Raw genomic sequence first — 20,966 nt, forward strand, 5'->3', positions numbered from 1 at the left:
AGCACTGATGCGCAAGGGAATCGCAACCGTCTCGATCAGCGGCAGCCTGGACGTCAAGCTCGAGGCCATCGCCGCGGCGCGCTTCGACTCGGTGGAGCTCTTCGACGCCGACGTCGTGTCGTCGCCGCTCGGGCCGGAGGCGATCGCCCGACGGTGCGCCGACCTCGGCCTCGACATCGACCTCTTCCAGCCGCTGCGTGACCTCGTCGGCCTCACCCCCGACGTCTTCACCGACCGGCTGCGCTTCGCCCGCGCCAAGTTCGAGCTGATGGAAAGGCTCGGTGCGACCCGTGCCCTCGTGTGCTCCGCCGTGCACCCGGCCTCCGTCGACGACCCCGACCTCACGGCCGAGCAGCTCGGCGCGGTCGGTGCCGTCGCCGCCGAACACGGCTTCACGCTGGCCTACGAGGCACTGGCCTGGGGCACCCACGTCAACCGGTTCGGTCAGGCGCGGCACATCGTCGAGAAGGCCGACCTCGCCAACGTCGGGGTCGCCGTCGACACCTTCCACCTGCTCGCGCGCGGTGACGGGCCCGAGGCGCTCGCGGGCCTCGCCGGGGACCGCATCGCCTTCGTCCAGATCGCCGACGCGCACGGCCTCAGCATGGACGTCCTCGAGTGGAGCCGCCACCACCGCTGCTTCCCGGGCCAGGGGGTGCTCGACGTCGAGGGGGTCGTCGGCGCCTGCGTCGAGGCCGGCTACCGCGGCCCGCTCTCGCTCGAGGTCTTCAGCGACATCGTGCGCGAGGCCGACCCCCGCGACACGGCGCGCGACGCGATGCGGTCGCTGCTGCACCTCGAGGAGCAGCTGCGTCGCAGGTGGGACGGCGTCGACGCGCCCGAGGCGTCGGACCGCGGGCGGCGACCGCGTGTCGAGCTGTTCGACCCGCCGCCGGCACCGACCGCGCCCACCGTGGACGTCGTGGAGCTGGCGGTCGCACCCGGCGACTCCCGCACGCTCGGCTTCTTCACGAGCCTTGGGTTCACGGCCGACGAGGGCGGCGCCGACACGTCCGGCGCGCCGGACCGCACCGTCCTGCGCAACGGCGAGGCGGTGGTCGTCCTCGACGCGCGCTCCGACCTCGAGCTGCGCCGCTCCGCGGCGGCCCAGCGTCCGCACGTCGCGGCGATCGGCGTCAGCGGTGACGCCGAGTCCGACCTGCCGGCCCGCGCCCAGGCGCTGCACTGGCCCGTCGTCGAGGCCACGGAGGGCGCTCGGCGGGTGCGGGCCACCCGCAGCCCGGCCGGCGTCGAGGTGCACCTCGACGGCCAGCCGCTCGCAGCCTCCCCGCTCGCCGACGACGGCTGGGGAGGGCTCGACCACATCGGCTTCGCGATCGACACCGACCGTTCCGACGCCGAGGTCTCCTTCCACCGCACGCTGCTCGGCCTGAGGCCCGGACCCGTCAGCGAGTTCATCGACCCCGCCGGCCGCCTGCGCAGTCGCGTCCTCCAGCCCGAGGCGGGCTCGCTGCGGGTGGTGCTCAACATCGCGGTGCGGGCCCCCGGGGTGCCCACGTGGACGGGGGTCAACCAGCTGGCGTACGCGTGCACCGACCTGCTCGACCGCGCCGAGGTGCTGCGCGGGGCGGGGACGCCGCTCCTGCCGGTGCCGGACGCGTACTACGACGACCTCGCCGCACGGCTCGACCCCGACCCGGCGCTCGTCTCGCGCCTGCGCCGGCTCGGCGTGCTCTATGACCGCGACGACGCGGGGGGCGAGCTCTTCCACCTCTACACCCCGCTCGTCGCCGGCCGCTTCTACGTCGAGCTGCTCGAGCGTCGCGGTGGCTACCGCGGGTTCGGGGCGGCGAACACGCCCGTCCGCCTCGCCTCCCAGGCGGCGACCCCGTGGCTGTGAGGCCGGCTGCAAGAAAAGTGCTGAGGTGTCCGACCGCTGGGCCGGACTCGACAGGCGCTGAGGTAAGCCTTACCTTATCGACGTGATCATCTGTCAGTGCGCGGCCGTGAGCGACGGCGACGTCGTGCGTGCCGTCGAAGCGGGAGCCCACAACCTCTCGTACGTCTGCCAGACCACCGGTGCCGGCCAGGACTGTGGCTCGTGCGTCTTCTCTGTGCGGCGGGTCATCTGCCAGCATGAGCAGGCCCAGCGAGACACATTCCTGGAGGTGGAAGGTGCAGCCAGCTAGCCCTCGCGTCACGGAGCTCCTCAACGACGCCCTGACCTTCGAGCTGACGGTCACGAACACGTACTTCCTGCATGCCCGCATGCTCGACAACTGGGGTTTTCCCAAGCTCGGCAAGGTCTTCTACGACCTGTCGATCGACGAGATGCGCGATGCCGACGACCTCATCAACCGGATCCTCATGTTCGACGGTCACCCCAACGTGCAGAAGCTGGGTGCCATCCACATCGGCGAGACGCCGGAGGAGATGCTGGCGCTCGGCCTCGAGAGCGAGAAGGCGGCCGTGGCCCAGTTCAACGCCGCGGCCAAGGAGTGCCACGAGCTCGGCGACCACGGCACCGCGAGCGTCTTCGAGGAGATGGTCCGCGACGAGGAGCGCCACGCGGACTGGTTCGAGACCCAGGTCGACGCACTCGGCCGCCTGGGCGCGGCGGCGTACCTGTCGCAGCACCTGACCGCCGGTGAGGGGCCCGAGTGACCCCAGGGGTGATGGACGGCGCGTGACCCGGCTGTGACCCGGTTGCGACCCGGTTGTGGCCCGGCCCCCTGCGCCCCTCCACGAACGCCTGGGGCCGGGCGACCGCAATGGCCCGAGCCGGGCGGATCGGTCACCGGCGGCGCCAGGTCCCCTGCGCCGGACGCCGTGGTCGCTCCCCCCGGAGCAACCACGTGACTCCCGCCCGGTCGTCGAGTCACACGGAACCGTCGACCGGCAGGGCAAGCATCACCCATCCGCTCGCGGCGGAGGATCAGCCGGCGGCGGACAGAGGCCATCCCCCTTCGGGGGAGAAGCCCTCCCCGGCATCGGGAGAAATCGGGCCGTCGGCGGACTAGCCTTGGCACCGTGCCGCTCAGCGACCCCGTAGTGCGCGCCCTGCGCCACGCCGACCAGAAGATGCACGAGGTGGGGCGCGGCGACGTCTTCGGCGTCTATGACGCGTGCCGGGCCGCGGTGTCGGCGATCGCACCCGTGGACGACTTCTACATCGCCCTCGTCAAGGACCGCGACCGACGCATCTCCTACCCCTACCTGTTCAGCAACGGTCACTACCTCGAGACGGGCAGCCTGACGTACGGCCCGGGTGGGGTGGTCGCCTGGATCGCGGCGTCGCACAAGCCGTACCGCTTCCGCGACGACGACGGGGCGCTGCTCAACCGTGGCGTGCGGTTCGGCGACGACGAGCTCTCGGCGGATGCCGCGATCGTCCCGATGATCGGCGAGGACGGGCTCGTCGGCATCATCGGCGCCCTGAGCGACACGCCCTCGGTCTTCACCGACGAGGTGGTCACCGCGATGACGTGGCTCGCGGGTGTCGTGCTCGACCGGGTGCAGGCCGCCGATCCCGGACGCCGCCTCGACCTCAGCCTCGTCTACCCCGAGCTGGAGGACGACGGCCGGGCCGGCGCCCTCCTGGCGGTCAACCGCACGTCGTCGGCGCTGACCGGAATGGCCACCGAGATCGACGAGCTGCGCGACGAGCTCGACGCACTGACTGCGGACGGCACGCTCGACGCGCGGCTCGCAGCGCTGAGCCGGCGCTGCTTCGAGGTGCAGGCCGCCATCATCACGCGGGTGGGCCAGCACGCCTCCGTCGACGGGCCCGGTGAGGCGCGCCCCGACCCGCTCGAGGGTCTCTCGCCGCGCGAGCGCGACGTCGTCGCCCTCGTGACGAGCCGCACCGGAGACCCGGGCAACGCCGGCATCGCCCGCGCCCTCGACATCGGCACCGCCACGGTCAAGACGCACATCTCGTCGGCACTGGGCAAGCTCGGGCTGCAGCACCGCAGCGAGCTGCGGTGGCTCGTCCACGGGCGTCCGGGGCCCGTCGGGCTGACGGAGGACTGACCGCAGGCTGACCGCCGACCGACCGCGGGCCGACCGGACCACGCGTCCCCGGCCGTATGCCGTCCCGCCGGGACGTACTGGCGCGCGCGGCGGCATACGGCTCGAGTCTCAGGCGGTGCCTGAGCGCAGCAGGTCGAGCAGGGAGCGCGCCTCGTCGGCGCAGGCCGCGCAGCCGAGCAGGTGGTGCTCCATCGCAGCGTCGTGGTGGTGCGGGTCGGCGAGGACCGCCTCGACGTGGACGTCCATGCGCTCGAAGCACTCGTCGCACGACAGCCAGGGCGTCGTGTCGACCAGCAGCGCGTCGACGGCACGGGGTGGCAGCGGCGAACGGGGTCGGGGGGTGGTCATCGGGCGCCTCCGGTGGGGGAGAGGTAGCCCCGCTCCGTGAGCTCGGCGCGGAGCCGGCGGCGGGCCTCGTGCAGGGTCTTGTAGAGGGCGCCCCGGTTGGTGCCGAGCCGCTCGGCCAGCACGTCGATGGGCACCTCGTCGACGAGGAGGGCCACCGCGATGCGGCGCTGGTAGGGCGTCAGCGCGGTGCTCATCGCGCGGGCGAGCGCGCTCGCGAGGTCGGCGGCCTCGGCGGAGTGCTCGGCGTCGTCGTGGTCGGAGGCGGGTATCGTGCCGAGGTCGAGGTCGCGCAGCTCCACCTCGCGGCGCCGCCACTGGAGGCGTCGCACGTCGGACGAGGCCTGCAGGATCGCGAACTTGAAGGCCCACGTGGTGAACCGGCTGCGGCCCTCGAAGCTGTGCAGCTTGCCGAGCAGGGCGGTCATGGCCTCGTCGGCGGCCTGCTGCACGACGACCTCGACCGCGGCTGGGGAGTCGTCGGGCAGGGCGTGACGCAGGCGCCAGACCTGGTGGGCGGCCGCCCGCACCATGAGCTGGTGCAGCAGCCGCAGTGCGTGCTGCTGCTCCGGGCCGGGTGTCGAGAGCGCCACGACCCAGTCGACGGGCTCGGTGCGTGCCGACCCGGCGAGCCCGCCCGGGGGGACCGGGCGGGTCGTCGTGCCCGGTCCGCCGCCGGGTGGGGGGAGGTCGTCCCGGCTCAGGGCGGTCACCGGGACCCCCGGGGGTCGTCGGCGGGGGCGAGGATGCGGGCGGCGAGCTCGGGCGGGCAGCCGGCGTCGACGAGCTGGAGCAGCGCGTGCAGGTCGACCCGCTGGCGCGCCAGCGCCTCCGCGAGAGCGGCCGGGAAGCCGGCCTCGCGCAGCCGGCACACGCGCCACGCGACGACGTCGAGCGGCGGGCCGGGCGAGAGGCACGGCGCCCTGTGGCTGGTCTGCTGGATGGTCATGCCTCGTTGGCTGCAGGCAGCCGTCCCGGTCTTACCCGGCCCGCGCAGCAGGGCGTGGCCACGGTCGGAGCGTCTGCTCCCGCCGGTAAGACGCGTGCCCGTCCGTGCCGCCAACACGGTGCAAGCCTCCCACCGCTGCCTGCCCGCGTCACGGGCTGCCGCCACGGGAGGACGACCTGGAGACCGACCCTGGAGGTCAGCATGGCCACGACCCTCAGCCCCACAGGGGCCCCGACATCCCACGCGCGCAGCGACGCGACGTACCAGGCGTACGCCGTGCTGCGCGCCGCCTTCACGGTCGCACCGATCGTGTTCGGCCTCGACAAGTTCACCAACCTGCTGGTGCAGTGGGACCGCTACCTCGCGCCCGTGCTGTCGGACCCGCTGCCCGTCACGCCGCACCAGGCCATGTATGCCGTCGGCGTCATCGAGGTCGTCGCGGGGATCGTCGTGTTCCTGCACCCGCGCCTCGGTGCTGTCGTGGTCGCGGCCTGGCTCGCCGGCATCATCGTCAACCTGCTGCTCGTCCCGGGCTTCTACGACGTCGCCCTGCGCGACTTCGGGCTGCTGCTGGCAGCGGTCGCCCTGCAGCGCCTCGCCACGCGCTTCGACCCGCGGCCCACCCTCTGGCCGCTGCGCCGCTCGTAGGTCGCCGAAGAGGTGGTCGAGCGCGCCCCGTCGGGCCGGACGGCATTCGCCCGTCCCGACGGGGGCGCCCGCGCCGTCGGGTCTGGTCCCGGCCGGACGGCCGGCCGGGACCGCTCTCAGGCGCTGGTCGGGTGCGGGAAGACGAGCGGCTCGCCGAGCAGCTGGAGGCTGACGACGGTGCCGGCCGGCGGCACGTCCTGCCCGCGCACCCGGGCCCGCACGATTGCGGGTGCGCCGGCGGGGTCGCCGTCGCGCGCTTCGGTGCCGAGGTCGAGGTCGATGAGGGCATCGTGCCCGAAGTAGGTCGACGAGAGCACGGTGGCGGGACGGCCGGAGCCCTGGGCCACGAGCGCGATCTGCTCGGGACGCAGCAGCACGTCGACGGGTCCGTCGGGCACGTGCTCCACCGAGACGACCCCGAGCGCGTGGCGCACGGTTCCGGCGTCGGCCCGGCCGGCGAGCGTCACCGCGTCGCCGAGGAACCCGGCCGACCGGGTGTCGGCGGGACGGTCGTAGACGTCGGCCGGCGAGCCCACCTGCGAGAAGCGCCCGTCGTGCATGATCGCGACCTGGTCGGCCATCGACAGCGCCTCGGACTGGTCGTGGGTGACGAGGATCGACGTGACGCCTTGGCGGCGCAGCACGTCGGCGACGGCCTCGCGCGTCGAGGTGCGCAGCGCCGCGTCGAGCGACGAGAAGGGCTCGTCGAGCAGCAGCACCTTGGGCCGGCGCGCGAGAGCACGGGCGAGCGCGACGCGCTGCTGCTGGCCACCCGAGAGCTGGTCGGGCCGGCGGTCGGCGAGGCTCACGTCGAGCCCGACGAGACGCAGCAGCTCGCCCAGGCGCGCCGTGTCGCGACGGGCCGCACGGTCGAGGCCGTAGACGACGTTGGCCCCGACGCTGAGGTGCGGGAAGAGGTTGCCCTCCTGCGCGACGTAGCCCACGCCGCGTCGCTCGGGGGCCCGCCACAGGCCCGGCCCGACGACGACGTCGTCGCCGAGGGCGACCGAACCGCTGTCGGGCGCCTGGAAGCCGGCGATGACGCGCAGCAGCGTCGTCTTGCCGCAGCCCGACGGGCCGAGGATGACCGTCGTGGAGGCCTCGGGCACGTGCAGGTCGATGCCCCGCAGCACGGGCTGGCCGTTGTGGGATGCCGTGACATCGGTGATGCGGACCTCGCTCACGTCGCGGTCACCTCCTCCGTTCGTCGCATGAGCAGGTAGGTCACCGGCGCCGACAGGATGACGAGGGCGGCGGCGTACGGAGCAGCGGCAGCGTAGTCGAGCGACTCGCTCGCGGCCCAGAAGGCCGTGGCCAGGGTGCGCGTGCCCGTGGGGGCGAGCAGCAGCGTCGCGGTCAGCTCCGTGGAGACCGCGATGAAGACGAGGGCGAAACCGGCCAGCGTGCCGCGCAGCACGAGCGGCAGCTGGACCCGCAGGAACGCGCGAACCGGGTTGTCACCGAGGGCCCGCGCCGCGTCGCCCAGCTCGGGCGGCAGGTGGGCGAGGGCCGCGCGGATCGAGACCATGGCGCGCGGGACGAAGAGGACGGCATACGCCAGGACGAGCAGCGCCGACGTCTGGTAGACGGACGGCAGATAGCGCACGGCCAGCCCGACGAGGGCGAGCGCGACGACGACACCGGGCAGTGACGAGGCGAGGTAGGTGGAGCGTTCGACGGCCACCGCGACCCACCGGTCGAAGCGGTCGGTCGCCCGCACGACGAGCCACGCGACCGGGAAGGCGGCCACGGTCGTCAGCACCGCGGCGGTGGCTGCGAGACGCAGGCTGCTCCACACCGGGCCGAGCAGGTCGCCGGCCGACAGGGAGTCGGCGCCCATGACGAGCCACCTGCCGATGCTGCCGACCGGCACCACGATGGCGAGCAGCACCAGCAGCCCGATGCCGCCGAGGGCCACCGGCGTCAGGCGGCCGAGGCGAACCGGCGTGGGTCGCTGCGGGGTGCCGCGGCCGAGTCGCGCGTGCCGGGCGCGCCCGCGGCTCACGAGGTCGATGGTGAGGAAGGCGAGGCAGAGGGCCAGCAGCGCCGAGGCCAGCACGCTGCCCGCCGCGTCGTCGAAGGCCACCTGGTACTGGTCGAGGATCGCCGTCGTGAACGTCGGGAAGCGCACGAGCGCGAGCACCCCGAACTCGGCGAGCAGGTGCAGGGCGACGAGCAGGGCGCCGCCCATGAGGGCCGGGCGCAGCTGCGGCAGCGTCGCGCGCAGGAACGCCCGCCACGGGCCGAGGCCGAGAGAGCGGGCCGTGTCCTCGAGGCTGCGGTCGAGCCCGCGCAGGACCGCAGCGACGGGGAGGAAGACGAAAGGGAAGTACGAGAGAGAGGTGACGAGCACCGCGCCCGTCAGGCCGTTGAGGTCGGGTCGAATCGACACCCACGCGTACGCGTTGACGAAGGCCGGGACCGCCAGCGGGCACACGAGCACGACCCGCCACAGACCCGCCAACGGCAGGTCGGTGCGCTCGACGAGCCACGCCGCGGCCACCCCGAGCACGACGGTGATCGACACCGTCAGCACGACAAGCGACAGCGTGTTGCCGAGGAGCTCACCCACCCGCGGGCGCCACAGCAGCTGGGCCGCCTTCTCGGGGCCGACGGCGAGGGCCTTGGTGACGATGACGACGAGCGGCGTGCAGCAGACGAGCGCGACCAGCCCGGCCACGAGCCGGGACGCCACGGAGCCCGGTCGCCAGTGGCGACCGGGCCTGCGGGTGGAGCTGCGTCCGAGCACGTAGGCACTCACGTCAGAGGATGCCCGCCTCGGTCATCATCGAGATGACCTCGGGACCGTTGAGCGTGTAGGGGTCGACGGGCGGGGCCTCGAGCGAGGCGAGCTTGGGCAGGGCCGGGTCGGACTCGACACCCGTGCCGACGGCGTACTCCTTGGCGTCGCTGGACGCGAGGATGCCCTGCCCCTCCTTGCCCGTGACGAAGGCGAGGAACTTCTGGGCGTCGGCCGCGTGCTTGCTCGACGCGAGCACGCCGCCGCCCGAGAGGCTGACGAAGGCGCCGGGGTCCTGGTTCTTGAAGTAGTGCAGCTTCGTGTTGCCGCTGCCGTCCTTGCTGAGCGCCTGGTCGCGGTACCAGTAGTAGTGGTACATGATGCCGACCGGCACCTCGCCGGCGTTGACGGCCTTCATGACGGCGATGTTGTTGTTGTAGATCTTGGCGCCGTCCTTGAGTCCCTTGAGCCAGGCCGCCGTCTTGTCCTTGCCCTCGAGGGCGGCGATGGCCGAGACGATCGCCTGGAAGTCGGCGCCGCCCGCGGCCGCGCCCCAGCGGCCCGACCACTCCGGCTTCTGGAGGTCCATGATCGACGTGGGCAGCTGTGCTTCGGAGATCTTGCTGGGGTTGTAGACGAGCACGGTCGAGCGGGCCGCGATGCCGACCCACTTGCCGGTCGACGGCGCGTACTCCTTGCCGACCTGGCCCAGCGTCGCAGGCGTGACCGGCGCCAGCAGGTTCGCGTTCTGCACGGTGGTCATGGCCGGGGAGTTCTCGGTGAGGAAGACGTCGGCGGGGGAGCGCTGGCCCTCCTGCACGAGCTGGGCCGCCATGGCCGAGTCGCCGCCGTAGCGGATCTGCACGTCGACGCCCGTCTTCTCCTTGAACGCCTTGGCCCATGCGTCGGTGAGGTTCTCGTGCTGGGCGCTGTAGATCGTCAGCTTGCCCGGGTCGAGCTCCTCGCCCGCCTCGAGGCTGCTGCCGCAGGCGGACAGGGCGAGCATGGCTGCGGCGCCCAGTCCGGCGACGAGAGCGGTGCGTCGGGTGGTCACGGGTCCTCCATCGGGTCGCCGAGACCGGAGGCGCGCGGGGCGGCGTCGACACGGACGCCCGGTCTCGGGGGTGTCGGTCGCGTCGACGGCCGACGTGTTCGCTTAGGTTCGCCTTACCTTATTCAATCAGCCGTCATCGTCCCAATCGGCCCGTTCGGTGAGACGCGCCGAGCGGGCCCGTCCGGGTGGGACGACCCTCGCGAAGGCCGCGGCGAGCACCGTAGGTTGGCGACATGACGACGGTTCCCACGCACACCCTCAACGACGGCACGTCGATCCCGGCGATCGGCTTCGGCACCTACCCGCTCACGGGCGAGGACGGCATCCGCGCGATGGTGTCGGCCGTCGAGGCCGGGTACCGGCTGCTCGACACGGCCGTGAACTACGGCAACGAGGCCGAGGTCGGCGAGGCGATCCGCCGCTCGGGGATCGCCCGCGAGGACCTCGTCGTGCAGAGCAAGGTGCCCGGGCGCGACCACGCCTTCGACAAGGCCGTCGCCTCGGTCGAGGGCACGCTCGAGCGGCTCGGCATCGACCAGCTCGACGTCGCCCTCATCCACTGGCCCAACCCGAGCGTCGGCCTCTACGTCGACGCCTACCGCGCCCTCGTCGAGTGCCGCGAGCGGGGCCTCGTGCGGTCGGTCGGCGTCAGCAACTTCACCGAGAAGCACCTCACCGAGATCATCGACGCCACCGGTGTCGTGCCGGTCGTCAACCAGGTGGAGCTGCACCCGCTCTTCCCGCAGGAGCAGCTGAGGGCCGTGCACGACCGCCTCGGGATCCGCACCGAGAGCTGGAGTCCTCTGGGCAAGCGCAACGCCCCGTTCGGCGCCGACCCCGTCGCGGCCGCAGCAGAGGCGCACGGCGTCACCCCGGCGCAGGCGATCCTGCGGTGGCAGGTGCAGCTCGGTGCGTTGCCGCTGCCCAAGTCGGCAGACCCCGAGCGGCAGCGGGCCAACCTCGACGTCTTCGGCTTCGAGCTCGACGACGCCGAGATGGCCGCGATCTCGGCCCTGGGCCGCAAGGACGGTCGGCTCTTCGGTGGTGACCCCGACACGCACGAGGAGATGTGAGGAGCGTGGCCCCCACCCGTTCGTCCCCCCGTGGGGCTACCACGTCACGGGCTACTACGCGCCGAGCTCCCGGTGGGGCCGGCCCGACGACTTCCGCTGCCTCCCGCCGGCTTGGGCAGGCGGGACCGCTCGGGCCGTGCGAGGCTTGCCCGGGTCGCCCGGCCGGGGCGCGCCGGAGTCACGACGAATGGGGGACTGGATGAGGGCCGACCACTACGACAGCTTCGCCCGGAGCTACGCGACGGCGAACGAGGCGGGCCTCTTCAACAACTACTACGCGCGACCGGCGATGATCCAGCTCGCCGGCGACGTGCGCGGTCGCCGGGTGCTCGACGCAGGGTGCGGTTCCGGTCCACTCTTCGACGACCTCCGTGCACGAGGTGCCGACGTGTCGGGCTTCGACTCCAGCGTCGCCATGCTCGAGCTGGCACGCGAACGACTCGGGGACGACGCCGAGCTGCGGGTGGCCGATCTCAGTGAACCGCTCCCGTACGCCGACGGTGAGTTCGACGACGTCGTCGTCTCACTCGTCCTGCACTACCTCGAGGACTGGACCGAGCCGCTCGCCGAGCTGCGCCGCATCCTCAAGCCGGGCGGGCGGCTCCTCCTGTCGGTCAACCACCCTCGCATTCTCGAGTCGAGCGCGCCCGAGGCCGACTACTTCGCCGTCACGAAGTACTCCGAGGAGTACACGTTCGGCGACCAGCAGGCCGTGCTGACCTACTGGCACCGGCCCCTGCACGCCATGTCCGACGCGTTCACCGGGGCGGGCTTCCGCATCGCGCGGATCAGCGAGCCCCCCTTTTCGCCGGACACGCCCCGTGAGCTGCTGCCGCCGGACCTCGGCGACCGGTCCGCCTTCATCTGCTTCATCTTCTTCGTGCTCGAAGCACACTGAGACGGGCTCTGCCGGGTGCGTCAGCCGGGGTCGGTGGAACCCGTCTCGACGACGCGGGCGGCGAGCACGTGCACCTTGACGTTCTGGGCCATGCTCGCCCGGCGCAGCAGGTCGAAGGCCTGGTCGCGGGTCAGCTTGCGCAGCGCCATGAGGACCCCGATGGCGGCGCCGATCTCGCGGCTGTGCCCCAGTGCGGTCTCGAGCTGGGAGGCCTTCGTCTCGGCAGTGTCGAGCCGCTCCAGGGCCTCGAGGAGGTACGCCTCGACGGGCGTCAGCCGTGACGCGCCCGGTGACGTCGCGAAGACGGCGTCGACGTGGGCGGTCACCTCGGCTCGATCGGGAACGACGGACTCGGGTCCTTCGCCCATCGCAGACCCGCGGGACGCACCGGCGGTCTCGTGCGGCTCCATCAGCTGACTTCCTACGAGATCCCCGTCGCCGGCCAGGGCTAGACCGCAACAGGTGAGCATCCAGCCTAGGGGACCGAGGGCGCCACATGAGAAACAGCGAGGTAGGCAGTCGGCTCCGCACCCGCCTGCGGGCACAGAGCGAGGCGGCACCCGCTCGGGGGATCGGGTGCCGCCTCAGTCGTTCCATCGCGGCACGCGCAGGATCGTTACACGGCGGTGACCTCGAGCCCGGCCGAGAGGTCACCCGACCGTCTGCGCCGGGTGGGCCGAACCGTCGTCAGCGACCAGACTCGTCGCGGTGCTGCGCGCCGTACACCGCTGCCTGGGTGCGTCGTTCGAATCCGAGCTTGGCGAGCAGGCCCGAGACGTAGTTCTTCACGGTCTTCTCGGCCAGGTAGAGCCGCTCGCCGATCTGGCGGTTCGTCAGTCCCTCTGCGATGAGGGTGAGGATCTCCTGCTCGCGGTCGGTGAGCGGGGCCACATGGTGCGGCGGGCCGGACTGCGCGCCCGAGTCGGTTCCCGCACCGGTCTCGGCCTCGGGGCGGCGCAAGCGGTCGAGGAGACGCTCGACGAGTGTCGGGTCGATGAGCGAGTGACCTGCCGCGACGTGCGCCACCGCCTCGGTCAGCGACGTGCCGCGGATCTGCTTGAGCAGGTAGCCGGACGCGCCCGCCATCACGGCAGCGAACAGCGCGTCGTCGTCGTCGTACGAGGTGAGGATGAGACACCGCGTGCCAGGGCTGCTGACCTGGACCTCGCGACAGACGTCGATGCCGTTGCCGTCGGGCAGGCGGGCGTCGAGGAGCGCGACGTCGGGAGCGAGGAGCGGGATGCGCCGCAGGGCCTCGGCGGCCGTGCCGGCCTCACCGACGACCGTGAAGCCGTGGTGCGACTCGAGCAGGTCGACGAGCCCGCGGCGCACGATCTCGTGGTCGTCGAGCAGGAAGACCGTGACGGGATCGTGGCCGGGCGCGCCGGTCGCGCCGGTCGCGGGCTGTCGCGTCACAGGTCCAGCCGGGCCGTCCATGTCAGCACCGTCGTCCTCTCGTCGGATAGCAGGGAGCAGGTGCCGCCGCGGGCCACCGCCCGGCTCGTGAGGTTGGCGAGTCCGCGATGCCGGGGCGGCGCCGGCTCACCCACGGCAGTCAGGTCCTCCCCGGGCCGCCGAGTCACGTCGCTGCCCATCGGCCGCTCGCCCATCGGCCGCTCGCCCATCGGCCGCTCGCCCCTCGCAGCGGTCCGACCGCACGGCCCGTCGTCGGTGACCTCGACGGAGAGAGCCCCGTCGGCCACCGCCACGCGGACGTCGACCGCCTGTGCTCCGGCGTGCTTGACGACGTTGGTCAGGGCCTCGCGCAGCACCGCCGTCACGTCGTGCAGCAGGCTGGCTTCGAGCACGCTCGACACGGGTCCGTCGAGGCGCAGCGAGGGCTCGAACCCGAGGGGTGCGGCCGCTGCGGAGACGACCTCGCGCAGGCGCGCCCGCGAGGCGGTGACGCCGGTCGGTTCCTGGAGTTCGAAGATGGACGCCCGGATCTGCCGGATCGTCTCGTCGAGGTCCTCGACGGCCCGACCCAGGATCTCGCGCACGGCGGGCGCGTCGGAGGCGGCGCCGTGCGCCCCGTCGCTGCGCTCGGCCACCGAGTCGAGGGTGAGGCCGATGGCGAAGATCCGCTGGATGACGTGGTCGTGCAGGTCCCGGGCGATCCGGTGCCGGTCCTCGAGGATGGCGACCCGTTCCTCGTCCGCGCGACGGTCGGCGAGCTCCAGGGCCACGGCTGCGTGCGTGGCGAGCTGCTCGGCCATCTCGACGTCCGCGGCGCTGAAGGCGGCCCGACCGGGGCGCCGCGTCACGACGACGGCGCCGCGCACGCCCGCGTCGCCGACGAGCGGGCACGCCATCGCCGCCCCCTCGGAGCCGTCCTGGTCGCCGTCGACGCCGGAACCTGCCTCGGCCTCACCGGGGGCCGGGGCGGTCACCACGGCCCGGCGCTCGCGCATGGCCCTTCCGGCGAGCGACGACGAGGCGGCGTACGAGGTGCCGACGCGGGTCTCGGCGCCGGCTCCCCGCGCGACCTCGACGACGAGCTCGACGAGCTCGACGACGGGCTCGCCCACGGGCGCGGCGACGGGTTCAGCGGCATACGGCGGCCGCGAGGGTGCACGAGCCGACGACGACGTGCCGGCTCCGTCCCCGGGCTGCCGTCGGACGGGCAGGTCGATCGTGGCCGCGTCGGCATCCGCGAGCCGCAGCACGGCATCGGCGATGCGCACGAGCACCGCCTCGCCGAGCCGGGGGCGGAGCAGGTCGCGGCTGATCTCCGCCGAGGCGCGCAGCCACTCCTGCCGGCGCCGCGACTCCTCGTAGAGCCGGGCGTTCTCGATGGCGATGCCGGCGCTCGCGGCGAGTGCGACGACGAGGTCCTCGTCGTCGGAGCTGAAGTCCGCACCGTCGAACCGGTCGGCCAGGTAGAGGTTGCCGTAGACCTGCCCGCGTGAGCGCACCGGCACCCCGAGGAACGTCCGCATCGGCGGGTGTCCAGGCGGGAAGCCGCTCGCGCGGGGGTCGGCGGAGATCGAGTGCAGCCGGATCGGGGCCGCCTCGTCGATGACGGCCCCGAGGACGCCCACGCCGGTGGGTAGGTGCCCGACCTGCTCGACGGTGGAAGGGTCCATCCCGGAGTGCACGAACTGCTCGAGCCGGCCGTCGGCGCCGATGACCCCCAGCGCCGCGTAGTCCGCGCCGGAGACCGTTCTCGCGGCCTCGACGATGCGCCGCAGGACGGCGGGCAGCGCCAGCTCGGACACGACGGACCGGTTGGCGGCGAGCAGGCCGCGGAGGCGGTCCTCCGACGAGTGCGGGCCGGTCGGCCCGGGCGTGACGGTCTCGACCATCAGGAGGCCGCCGTCCACCGGCGCCACGGGCAGCACGACCCGCTCGTGCGGGTGGTTCTCGCCGGCGCCGGCCTCATGCACCAAGGCTAGGACCGAGCTCCCGCGGGCGTGGGCCTTTGCTGGCGCCCGCGCGCACGGCGGCCGGCAGCGTCATCGGCCGGCCGAGGGCGGCCGACGGGCCCCGAACGTGCGCCCGGTGAGACGCTCCACCTCGATGCCGATGAAGAGGTTGCGGGTGCCGGCCGCCCACGGCTCGGCACCGTCGACGGTCCACAGGTGGGTGAGCAGCGCGGGGGACGCCACGGCCTGGGCGCGCCCGCGCGCGATGACGCTCCACCCGGACTGGGCCCGCTCGTCGAGCTCGTCGACCTCGAAGACGACCTGGGCGGGACGCACCAGCTCCGACAGGACGCCGAAGGGCGACGTGCGGAACACGATGAGGTCGGCGACGCAGGCGTAGCTGACGGGGAAGATCTGCGGGCCGTCCCCGGCCGTCCAGCCGATGCGGCCGATGCTGCGTGACTCCAGGAGCGCCTGGCAGTCGGCGGGGCTGAGGTCGGTGCTGGCTGGTCGTCGGCCGGACCGCCTGGCCGGCGGCCCGCCTCGTCCCTGGGTGACGGGGTGCTGGGTCATGGTCATCTCAGCTCCTTCCGGGTCTGGCCTGGGCGGCGCGGCGCTCGCCGGCGTGCAGCGGTCGGCCCCCGCCGACCGGGCGGCCGAGCTCGACGGCGGATGCCGCCCGCGGCTCGGGGGTCACGGCCTTGAGCAGCGCCTTGCAGCGCACGAGCTCGGCCCGGAGGCGCACGAGCTCGGCCCGCAGCTCGAGGAAGCGGACGAGGTGGTCGGCGATGCTCTGCCCCCAGGCCTCGACCGCCCGGAAGTCCGCGCACCATGTCATGGGGATCGTCGCCTGTCCCAGCTGGGCGGCACGGCCGGCGGCAGCGGTCTCGTGCTCCCGTACGCCCGGGGTGGCGGCGGCGCCGGCCTGACCGGCGGCATACGGCGGGGTCCCCTCCGCGCCGCCGCTGACGCGCGGCCACGCCGTGTAGCTGTGGTGGGTGACGTGCAGGTGGTCCACGACCACGACGAGGTCGAAGCCCCGCTCGGTGGTGGTCTTCGCGACGCACGGCCGGCAGGTGACCTGGTGCCCGGCCCGCGCGAGCCCCGTCGCGATCGTCTCGGCGACGGCCTCGTCGATGCCCGCGATCATGAGCTGCACGGAGGCGACGTCGGTGTCGTCGTGGGGGTCCCGGTCTTCGGGCACCCCGCCGGCAGCCGGAGGCGGCGGGGTCGAGTACGTGATGAGGACGGTGCACATGGGCTCTCCCGGTCGGTGTGGGGCGCCGGGCCTGACGCCTCCTCGATGGTGCGACGTGAGCAGGGCCCCGCGACACGGACGAAGGTCGCAGCGGTTCGGGCCGAAGGTCCCGACCCGGACAGGTCGGAAGCACCTGTCTCGGGACACCTCGGCCGCCGCACGATGGAGCAGGAGGTGAGCGACGTGGCCGGGACCACCTGGCAGGCAGGGATCGACGGCACACGGCCCGTCACGTGCGGCGGCAGTGGTGGGGAACGGCACGTGAACCCGTCCGCGAGGACGGGCCGGACCGTCGTGGGCGCGGACCGCTCGGGGGAACGGGGGATCAGCCGGTTCGCGTGGCACTGGGCCTTTGTCGAGGCACGTGCCCGGAGCTGCCGACAGGAACGGTCACGTTGCGCCACCTCCGTCCACAGGCGAGGACCCCGGGGAGGGTAGGTCGCCTGAGGTCAGTTCACGACCGGCCCCGCGGAGGGGGATCTCCCCGGGGCCGGTCCTGTCGTCCCGGTCGGTCAGGAGGCCACGGCGTCGCGGTGCCGGTCGAGGTAGCGCATGACGGGCGTCGCGAGGACGCCGTGCACCATGACCGAGACGAGGATGGTGAAAGCCGTCGTCGACCACAGCCACCGCTCCTCGGGGAAGGAGTGCTCACCGGCCGCGAACGCGAGGTAGTAGAGCGAGCCGACCCCGCGGACGCCGAAGAAGGCGGTGGCGAGCGCCTCGTGCCGGCCGAGGCCGCCGGGGAGGTCGCTGCCGCGGGCCCGCACCCGCAGGCTGACCCAGCCGGCGAGCGGGCGCAGCACGAAGACGAGTGACAGGGCGATGAGCACGCCTCGCCAGTCGAGCTCGTCGAGGACTCCCTTGGTCATGGCCATGCCGAGCATGAGCAGGATGATGAGCGTGAGCAGCCGCTCGAGGCGCTGCACCACCTCGTGCATCGAGCGGTGGTAGTGGTGGTTGCGCTCGGCCGCCCGCAGCGTCAGCCCGCAGGCGAAGACCGAGACGAAGCCGTAGCCGCCGACGAGCTGGCTCACGCCGTAGGTCATGACGAGGGCGGCGAGCGCGAGCAGGGGCTCACCCTGCTCGGCGAGACGGAGTGAGCGTCGCGGCGACCGGAAGGCGATGCGGGCAAGGCCCCAGCCGACTGCGACACCCACGATGACGCCGACGACGACCTTGCCCACGAGGTCCCACGCGAACCAGCCGGCGACCCACGAGCCGGCGCTCCCGGCCGACGCGAGCAGCACGGCGGCGGTGACGAACGGGAACGCCAGGCCGTCGTTGAGCCCGGCCTCGGAGGTGAGTGAGAAGCGGACGTCGTCCTTCTCGTCGACGGGTTCGCCGAGCGCCTCGTCGTCGGAGTCGTCCGTCTCGTCGGTCTCGACTCGAGGGCCCTCGACCTGGACGTCGCTCGCCAGCACCGGGTCGGTGGGCGACAGCGCGGCACCGAGCAGCAGGGCTGCGGCGGGCGCGAGGCCGACCCACCAGCCGAGCAGGGCAACCGACGCGATCGTCAGGGGCATCGCGATCGCGAGCAGCCGCCACGTCGACGACCACGACGCCCATGCCGACCGACGGCGCCATTCGAAGGACCGGTCGATCGCGAGACCGACGCCCATGAGCGCCACGAGGATGGTGAACTCCGTGATGCGCTCGACCTGGGCCCTGATGACGAGGGGGTCGAGGCGCATCCCCTCGGGCAGCGGCAGCAGGCCGATGCCCATCCCCAGGACGAGGAGCACCATCGCGGCCGAGACGGCATAGCGGTCGAGCACGGTGGGGAGGACAGCTGCGAGGAACATCGCCGCGCCGGCGATGAGGTAGATCAGGTTGATCGACATGGCGACGGCACGGCAGACACGCTGGGCTCCTCGAAGTGGTGACCCGATGCACCTACCCGTCGCGGCGGCTCGACCATCGCCGGCGTGACGGCGCTGCCCTCAGATCCCGGGGTCCTGGCCTTCCGCGACGACGAGCAGCCACCGGTACCCGTACGGCTCGATGTCGAGCTCGACGGCTCCGCCCGCCCCGACCTCGGTCTCGCGGCGCTCGTCGAGGACGTCGATGAGCCGGGACCCCGGCGCCACGTCGGGCAGGGTCAGGGGGACCACGGCGCCGTCCGGGCCGAAGTTGTGGAGACCGACCATGGCCCAGTCGTCCGTGCGGCTCAGGTGGGCCAGGGTCGAGGCCACGGGGTGCTCGAGCACCTCCACCGCGGCCCAGCCGCTCTGCGGCAGCTGCCGGTAGCGCCGCACCAGCCCGCGGATGAACCACCACAGCGACCCGGCGTCGCGGCGCTGGTCGGCGACGTTGACGTGGTCCGGGCCGAAGAGGCCGTCGGGCATGGGGCGGGTGAGCCGGCGGGCGGGGGCCGTGGAGAACCCGCCGCTCGGTCCCCTGTTCCACTGCATCGGACTGCGCACCGCGAGACGGCCGGGGATGTCGAGGTTCTCGCCCATGCCGATCTCCTCGCCGTAGAAGAGCACGGGGGTCCCGGGCAGCGAGAACATCAGCGAGTAGACGAGGCGCAGGCGCCGCTCGTCGCCACCGACCATCGGGGGCAGCCGCCGTCGCAGCCCGCGGTCGTAGAGCTGCATGCCGGGGTCGGGCCCGAAGGCGTCGAAGACCTCGCGGCGCTCGGACGTGGTCAGCTTGTCGAGGGTGAGCTCGTCGTGGTTGCGCACGAAGCTGGCCCACTGGCTCGTCACGTCGAGAGCCGGTCGCTCGCGCAGCGCGTCCGCGAGCGGGGCCGCCTCGCCGCGGGCCAGCGAGAGGTACATCCGCTGCATCCCGATGAAGTCGAACTGCATGTTGAGCCCGTCGCCGTCGTCGCCGCCGAAGAAGCGCCGCTGCTCCGGGTAGGGCAGGTTCACCTCGCCGAGCAGCACCGCGTCGCCCACCCGTCGGGTCACGAAGGAGCGCACGTCGCCGAGGTAGCGGTCGGGGTTGAAGGCCTCCTGGTCGGCGTCGTCGACGCCCGGCACACCGTCGCGCGCGAAGAGGAAGGGCACCGCGTCCACGCGGAAGCCGGACACCCCGAGCTCGAGCCAGAAGCCAAGGGTGCGCGAGATCTCTTCCTGCACAGCCGGATTGGCGACGTTGAGGTCGGGCTGGTGCTTGTAGAAGTGGTGGAGGTAGTAGTCGCCGGTCTTCTCGTCGCGTTCCCAGATGCTGTCCTCCTGGTCGGGGAAGACGACGTCCTTCTTGCTCGACCTGGGCTTGGTGCGGCTCCAGACGTAGTAGTCGCGGTAGGGGTCCTCGCGGCTGCGGCGCGCCGACCTGAACCACGGGTGCTTGTCGGACGTGTGGTTCATGACGAAGTCGACGATGACGCGTATGCCGTGGGCCCGGGCCGTGCGGACGAGCTCGACGAAGTCGCCCAGGGTGCCCAGCCTCGGGTCGACCCCGAAGAAGTCGGTGATGTCGTAGCCGTCGTCCTTGCGGGCGGTGGGATAGAAGGGCATGAGCCAGAGGCAGGTGACGCCGAGGTCGGCGAGGTACTCGATGTGGTCGGTCATGCCGCGCAGGTCGCCCACGCCGTCGCCGTCGGAGTCGTGGAAGGTCTCGACGTCGGCGCAGTAGAGGACGGCGTTCTTCCACCAGAGGTCGCCGGTGTCGCTGACCCTCATCGCGATGCCCCCTGCCTGACCTCGAGGCTGGGAACCGCGGTCGGCGCAGGCCTGCTCGGCTCCAGCTGCGGCAGCACGTGCTCGGCAAAGGCGTCGATGAACGGCGCCTGGTGCTGGCCGACGAAGTGGAGGTAGAGCTCGTCCCAGCCCATCTCGACGTACTCGTGAAGCCACTGTGCGTGCTGGGCGAGGTCGGCCGAGACGAGCACCGACTCGCGCACCTTCTCGGGCGGCACGAGCTCGCCGATGAGGTCGAACGCCTCGACGCTCTCGGTGTCCCAGGCGACCGGTGGTCCCAGCACGTTGCTGCGCCACTGGTCGTGGGCGGTGGCGAGGGCCTCGTCCTCCGTGGGCGCCCAGCTGAGGTGGATCTGGAGGCGCGCTGGGCCCCGGCCACCGGCGTCCCGGTAGGCGGCGAGCACCCGTCGCAGGGTGTCGCTCGGCTGGTTGACGGTGATGAGGCCGTCGGCCCAGGCAGCGTGTCGGGCCGCCGTCTCGGGCGTGACCGCCGGGCCCACGAGGTCTGGCACCGGATCGGGCAGGGTCCACAGGCGGCCGCGGTTCACCGTCACCAGCCCGTCGTGGCTCACCTCCTCGCCGTGCAGCAGCCGCCGGATGACGTCGACGCACTCGACGAGCCGGGCGTCGCGGACCTCCTTGCGGGGCCACTCGGCTCCGGTGACCCGCTCGTTGGCGGCCTCGCCCGAGCCGAGGGCCGCCCAGAATCGGCCGGGGAACATCTGCCCGAGGGTCGCGATCGACTGCGCCACGACGGCGGGGTGGTAGCGCTGCCCGGGTGCGTTGACCACCCCGAACGGCAGGGTCGTGGTGGCGAGGGCCGCGCCGAGCCAGCTCCACGCGTAGCCGGACTCGCCCTGCCGGGTGCTCCAGGGCACGAGGTGGTCCGACGACATGCCGGCCGTGAACCCGGCGGCCTCGGCCGCCTGGACGTCGCGCAGCAGCTGCGCCGGGGCGATCTGCTCGTGCGAGCAGTGGAATCCGATGACCGTCATG

Annotated in this window: 21 protein-coding genes; 7 read left to right on the forward strand and 14 right to left on the reverse strand. The window is 72.8% G+C overall.

Annotated features, from left to right (window positions below; translation table 11 throughout):
* Positions 1 to 7: 7 nt before the first annotated feature.
* From ACYVNR_RS05650 to ACYVNR_RS05665, 4 genes are all read left to right on the forward strand, one after another.
* Positions 8 to 1,861, forward strand: a complete 1,854-nt coding sequence (locus ACYVNR_RS05650; protein WP_461047172.1) for a TIM barrel protein — start codon at positions 8 to 10, stop codon at positions 1,859 to 1,861.
* An 82-nt stretch (positions 1,862 to 1,943) separates the two neighbouring features.
* Complete coding sequence (locus ACYVNR_RS05655; RefSeq protein ID WP_045191975.1) at positions 1,944 to 2,150, forward strand: (2Fe-2S)-binding protein; 207 nt, start codon at positions 1,944 to 1,946, stop codon at positions 2,148 to 2,150.
* Positions 2,137 to 2,625: a bacterioferritin gene (gene bfr / locus ACYVNR_RS05660; RefSeq protein WP_045191974.1), complete on the forward strand. Its 489-nt coding sequence runs from the start codon at positions 2,137 to 2,139 to the stop codon at positions 2,623 to 2,625. Before ACYVNR_RS05655 ends, bfr begins: the two co-directional genes overlap by 14 nt.
* Before the next feature lie 366 nt (positions 2,626 to 2,991).
* On the forward strand, positions 2,992 to 3,993 hold the full coding sequence (locus ACYVNR_RS05665; protein WP_461047175.1) for a helix-turn-helix transcriptional regulator: 1,002 nt from the start codon (positions 2,992 to 2,994) through the stop codon (positions 3,991 to 3,993).
* Positions 3,994 to 4,101: 108 nt separating this feature from the next.
* On the opposite strand, the gene ACYVNR_RS05670 is transcribed toward ACYVNR_RS05665, so the two are convergent.
* From ACYVNR_RS05670 to ACYVNR_RS05680, 3 genes are read right to left on the reverse strand one after another with little or no spacing between them, the layout of a single operon-like run.
* Positions 4,102 to 4,341 carry a hypothetical protein gene (locus tag ACYVNR_RS05670; RefSeq protein ID WP_045191973.1) on the reverse strand — a complete coding sequence of 80 codons (240 nt, stop codon included), beginning with the start codon at positions 4,339 to 4,341 and terminating at the stop codon, positions 4,102 to 4,104.
* Positions 4,338 to 5,051: an RNA polymerase sigma factor gene (locus tag ACYVNR_RS05675; protein ID WP_458798611.1), complete on the reverse strand. Its 714-nt coding sequence runs from the start codon at positions 5,049 to 5,051 to the stop codon at positions 4,338 to 4,340. The genes ACYVNR_RS05670 and ACYVNR_RS05675 overlap by 4 nt, the downstream gene beginning before the upstream one ends.
* A complete protein-coding gene (locus ACYVNR_RS05680; RefSeq protein ID WP_045191972.1) occupies positions 5,048 to 5,287 on the reverse strand; it encodes a hypothetical protein in 240 nt (79 codons plus the stop codon). Before ACYVNR_RS05680 ends, ACYVNR_RS05675 begins: the two co-directional genes overlap by 4 nt.
* 201 nt (positions 5,288 to 5,488) lie before the next feature.
* On the opposite strand from ACYVNR_RS05680, the gene ACYVNR_RS05685 reads away from it, so the two are divergent.
* Entirely contained in the window at positions 5,489 to 5,935 is a 447-nt protein-coding gene (locus ACYVNR_RS05685; RefSeq protein WP_045191970.1) for a hypothetical protein, read from the forward strand.
* Between the two features lie 116 nt (positions 5,936 to 6,051).
* Here ACYVNR_RS05685 and ACYVNR_RS05690 read toward each other — a convergent pair whose 3' ends face one another.
* The 3 genes from ACYVNR_RS05690 to ACYVNR_RS05700 are packed head-to-tail and all read right to left on the reverse strand — an operon-like array spanning position 6,052 to position 9,729.
* Positions 6,052 to 7,119, reverse strand: coding sequence for an ABC transporter ATP-binding protein (locus tag ACYVNR_RS05690; protein ID WP_461047178.1), 1,068 nt, complete (start codon positions 7,117 to 7,119; stop codon positions 6,052 to 6,054).
* Positions 7,116 to 8,696: an ABC transporter permease gene (locus ACYVNR_RS05695; RefSeq protein WP_461047179.1), complete on the reverse strand. Its 1,581-nt coding sequence runs from the start codon at positions 8,694 to 8,696 to the stop codon at positions 7,116 to 7,118. Before ACYVNR_RS05695 ends, ACYVNR_RS05690 begins: the two co-directional genes overlap by 4 nt.
* A 1-nt stretch (position 8,697) precedes the next feature.
* Positions 8,698 to 9,729: an iron ABC transporter substrate-binding protein gene (locus ACYVNR_RS05700; protein WP_458798608.1), complete on the reverse strand. Its 1,032-nt coding sequence runs from the start codon at positions 9,727 to 9,729 to the stop codon at positions 8,698 to 8,700.
* A gap of 233 nt (positions 9,730 to 9,962) precedes the next feature.
* Here ACYVNR_RS05700 and ACYVNR_RS05705 point away from each other — a divergent pair, with 233 nt between their 5' ends.
* Both ACYVNR_RS05705 and ACYVNR_RS05710 read left to right on the forward strand, forming a co-directional pair.
* Positions 9,963 to 10,802: an aldo/keto reductase gene (locus tag ACYVNR_RS05705; protein ID WP_461047182.1), complete on the forward strand. Its 840-nt coding sequence runs from the start codon at positions 9,963 to 9,965 to the stop codon at positions 10,800 to 10,802.
* A 199-nt stretch (positions 10,803 to 11,001) separates the two neighbouring features.
* Positions 11,002 to 11,700, forward strand: a complete 699-nt coding sequence (locus tag ACYVNR_RS05710) for a class I SAM-dependent methyltransferase (RefSeq protein ID WP_461047184.1) — start codon at positions 11,002 to 11,004, stop codon at positions 11,698 to 11,700.
* 20 nt (positions 11,701 to 11,720) lie between these two features.
* On the opposite strand, the gene ACYVNR_RS05715 is transcribed toward ACYVNR_RS05710, so the two are convergent.
* The 8 genes from ACYVNR_RS05715 to ACYVNR_RS05750 all read right to left on the reverse strand — a co-directional run bounded on the left by ACYVNR_RS05715 (position 11,721) and on the right by ACYVNR_RS05750 (position 20,965).
* Positions 11,721 to 12,110, reverse strand: coding sequence for an ANTAR domain-containing protein (locus ACYVNR_RS05715; RefSeq protein WP_458798606.1), 390 nt, complete (start codon positions 12,108 to 12,110; stop codon positions 11,721 to 11,723).
* A gap of 277 nt (positions 12,111 to 12,387) precedes the next feature.
* Positions 12,388 to 13,137, reverse strand: a complete 750-nt coding sequence (locus ACYVNR_RS05720) for a response regulator (RefSeq protein WP_461047186.1) — start codon at positions 13,135 to 13,137, stop codon at positions 12,388 to 12,390.
* The gene (locus ACYVNR_RS05725) at positions 13,113 to 15,086 is read right to left on the reverse strand and encodes a sensor histidine kinase (protein WP_461048283.1); all 1,974 of its coding nucleotides are present in this window, start codon (positions 15,084 to 15,086) and stop codon (positions 13,113 to 13,115) included. Before ACYVNR_RS05725 ends, ACYVNR_RS05720 begins: the two co-directional genes overlap by 25 nt.
* 69 nt (positions 15,087 to 15,155) lie before the next feature.
* The gene (locus ACYVNR_RS05730; RefSeq protein WP_052677394.1) at positions 15,156 to 15,644 is read right to left on the reverse strand and encodes a pyridoxamine 5'-phosphate oxidase family protein; all 489 of its coding nucleotides are present in this window, start codon (positions 15,642 to 15,644) and stop codon (positions 15,156 to 15,158) included.
* Position 15,645: 1 nt separating this feature from the next.
* On the reverse strand, positions 15,646 to 16,323 hold the full coding sequence (locus tag ACYVNR_RS05735) for a hypothetical protein (RefSeq protein ID WP_461047189.1): 678 nt from the start codon (positions 16,321 to 16,323) through the stop codon (positions 15,646 to 15,648).
* A gap of 512 nt (positions 16,324 to 16,835) precedes the next feature.
* Positions 16,836 to 18,164, reverse strand: coding sequence for a cation:proton antiporter domain-containing protein (locus ACYVNR_RS05740; RefSeq protein WP_458798602.1), 1,329 nt, complete (start codon positions 18,162 to 18,164; stop codon positions 16,836 to 16,838).
* A 99-nt stretch (positions 18,165 to 18,263) separates the two neighbouring features.
* A complete protein-coding gene (locus tag ACYVNR_RS05745) occupies positions 18,264 to 19,952 on the reverse strand; it encodes an alpha-amylase family protein (protein ID WP_045191961.1) in 1,689 nt (562 codons plus the stop codon).
* Positions 19,949 to 20,965 carry a TIGR03885 family FMN-dependent LLM class oxidoreductase gene (locus ACYVNR_RS05750; protein WP_461047192.1) on the reverse strand — a complete coding sequence of 339 codons (1,017 nt, stop codon included), beginning with the start codon at positions 20,963 to 20,965 and terminating at the stop codon, positions 19,949 to 19,951. The genes ACYVNR_RS05745 and ACYVNR_RS05750 overlap by 4 nt, the downstream gene beginning before the upstream one ends.
* Position 20,966: the final 1 nt, after the last annotated feature.

The organism is Terrabacter koreensis (genome assembly GCF_054783315.1).

Bases quoted from the DNA above. Each gene is read 5' to 3' on its own strand.
- ACYVNR_RS05740 (WP_458798602.1), bottom strand. From the start codon at position 18,164: ATGTCGATCAACCTGATCTACCTCATCGCCGGCGCGGCGATGTTCCTC.
- ACYVNR_RS05680 (WP_045191972.1), bottom strand. From the start codon at position 5,287: ATGACCATCCAGCAGACCAGCCACAGGGCGCCGTGCCTCTCGCCCGGC.
- ACYVNR_RS05685 (WP_045191970.1), top strand. From the start codon at position 5,489: ATGGCCACGACCCTCAGCCCCACAGGGGCCCCGACATCCCACGCGCGC.
- ACYVNR_RS05745 (WP_045191961.1), bottom strand. From the start codon at position 19,952: ATGAGGGTCAGCGACACCGGCGACCTCTGGTGGAAGAACGCCGTCCTC.
- ACYVNR_RS05670 (WP_045191973.1), bottom strand. From the start codon at position 4,341: ATGACCACCCCCCGACCCCGTTCGCCGCTGCCACCCCGTGCCGTCGAC.
- ACYVNR_RS05710 (WP_461047184.1), top strand. From the start codon at position 11,002: ATGAGGGCCGACCACTACGACAGCTTCGCCCGGAGCTACGCGACGGCG.
- ACYVNR_RS05750 (WP_461047192.1), bottom strand. From the start codon at position 20,965: ATGACGGTCATCGGATTCCACTGCTCGCACGAGCAGATCGCCCCGGCG.
- ACYVNR_RS05705 (WP_461047182.1), top strand. From the start codon at position 9,963: ATGACGACGGTTCCCACGCACACCCTCAACGACGGCACGTCGATCCCG.
- ACYVNR_RS05650 (WP_461047172.1), top strand. From the start codon at position 8: ATGCGCAAGGGAATCGCAACCGTCTCGATCAGCGGCAGCCTGGACGTC.
- ACYVNR_RS05720 (WP_461047186.1), bottom strand. From the start codon at position 13,137: ATGGACGGCCCGGCTGGACCTGTGACGCGACAGCCCGCGACCGGCGCG.
- ACYVNR_RS05735 (WP_461047189.1), bottom strand. From the start codon at position 16,323: ATGTGCACCGTCCTCATCACGTACTCGACCCCGCCGCCTCCGGCTGCC.
- ACYVNR_RS05730 (WP_052677394.1), bottom strand. From the start codon at position 15,644: ATGACCATGACCCAGCACCCCGTCACCCAGGGACGAGGCGGGCCGCCG.
- ACYVNR_RS05715 (WP_458798606.1), bottom strand. From the start codon at position 12,110: ATGGAGCCGCACGAGACCGCCGGTGCGTCCCGCGGGTCTGCGATGGGC.